The organism is Streptomyces prasinopilosus, assembly GCF_001419695.1.
Lineage (GTDB): Bacteria > Actinomycetota > Actinomycetes > Streptomycetales > Streptomycetaceae > Streptomyces > Streptomyces prasinopilosus.
Genome location: NZ_LIRG01000238.1, coordinates 1 through 1,588 on the forward strand (window position 1 = coordinate 1; position 1,588 = coordinate 1,588).

Sequence of the window (1,588 nt, forward strand, 5' to 3'; positions counted from 1 at the left end):
CCTGACCGGACCCGACCGGGGGCCCGGCTGCGGGTCGCCCGAGGTCTTGATGCGGATGTCGCGGAACGCGACGTCGTCGCCGTCGCCGTGGTTCTGGAGGCCGATGTGGCCCTGCCGGAGGCTGCGCGCGGGATCGGTGTTGGTGAAGTCGTTGATCTTGCGTCCGTTGAGGAAGACCTCCAGTCGCTCGCCGGTGACGCGCAGTTCGTAGGTGTTCCACTCCCCCGGCGGGTTCAGGGCGGCGTCACGTGCGGTGAGGTCGGCGGACTGGAACCCGTACACGGCGCCCGTGGTCCGGTCGGCCGCGTCCGTCGCGTCGATCTGGATCTCGTAGCCGTTGTTCACCGCGGACCAGGGGTCGTCGGAGGCGGGGAAGCCGATGAGGACGCCCGAGTTGTCGTCGCCGGCGGCCTTCCAGTCGAGTTTGAGGGAGTAGTCGCCGGTGAACTCCTTGGCGGAGTACCAGAGCATCCCGAGCCCGCCGTGCGAGGTGAGGGTGCCGTCGGCGAGGGTGAATCCCCCGGGGCCGGCCTGTTTCCATCCGGTCGTGGACGAGCCGTCGAACAGGGGTGTGTAGCCGGTCTCGGGGCGGCAGTCCGCCTCGGTCATGCCGGCCGCCCAGCGGATGCCGCCGAGGAGATGCCGGCGGAACGCGGGCTCGGCGTAGGACTCGTCGGTGTGGCCGCCGCCGGTGTAGAAGGCCCGGCCGCCCCGGTAGTCCTTGCACCAGGCGATCGGGTGGTCGCCGGACATGTTCCCGCCGGAGTAGCTGTCCTCGTCGAGGGAGGCCAGCACGTGGGCGGTGGTGCGGGGGTTGGTGCGGTAGTTGTACCACTCGTCGGTGCGCTGCCAGGTCGCGCCGAGGTGGGCGGTGGCGTCGTGGGCGCGGTCCTCGACCTCGACGGTGGCGGACTGGACGGCCGGGTGGGAGTGGAAGAGCGCGCCGGCCAGTCCCTCGTAGAAGGGCCAGTCGTACTCGGTGTCGGCCGCCGCGTGGATGCCGACGTATCCGCCGCCCTCCTGGATGTACTGCTCGAAGGCGGTCTGCTGGGCGTCGCCGAGCACGTCACCGGTCGTGGAGAGGAAGACGACCGCCTCGTACCGGGCCAGGTTGCCGGTGGTGAAGACCCGGGGGTCCTCGGACGCGTCCACGGTGAAGTCGTGGGCCGTGCCGAGGGCCCGCAGTGCCGCGATGCCGTCGTCGATGGAGGAGTGCCGGAAGCCTGCGGTCCTGGAGAAGACCAGGATCTCGTAGGCGGGATCGGCGGCCGGGCCGGGCGCGGGGCGCGAGGCCGTCTCCGTGCGTGGGGACACGCCGGCCGGCTGGTCACCGGCACCGGGCGCGGCCATGGCCTGGGGTGTCATGCAGAGCGCGAGGCCGGCGAACAGGCCGAGGGCCGCCTTGAGTCGAGTGCGCATGTGCGGTCGCCTCCTTCCTACGGAAGAGTCCATTTCTGGTTGGTTGCGGTGTGGCAGGTCCACAGGTGGACGGGAGTGCCGTCGTTCCAGGTGCCGCCGGACGCGTCCAGGCACTTGGCGGACTGGGGGTTGCGGACGGTCCCGTCGGGCTGGGGCGCCCACTTCTGCG

At 71.2% G+C, this 1,588-nt stretch carries 2 protein-coding genes; both read right to left on the reverse strand.

Annotation, left to right across the window (positions count from 1 at the left end; genetic code table 11):
• Window positions 1-1,419 (reverse strand): ThuA domain-containing protein (locus AOK18_RS11375; protein WP_055694253.1); only part of this gene is annotated, 1,419 nt, incomplete at its 3' end.
• A gap of 17 nt (window positions 1,420-1,436) precedes the next feature.
• The coding region (locus tag AOK18_RS35135; RefSeq protein ID WP_157865076.1) for a ricin-type beta-trefoil lectin domain protein at window positions 1,437-1,588 on the reverse strand (152 nt) is incomplete at its 5' end.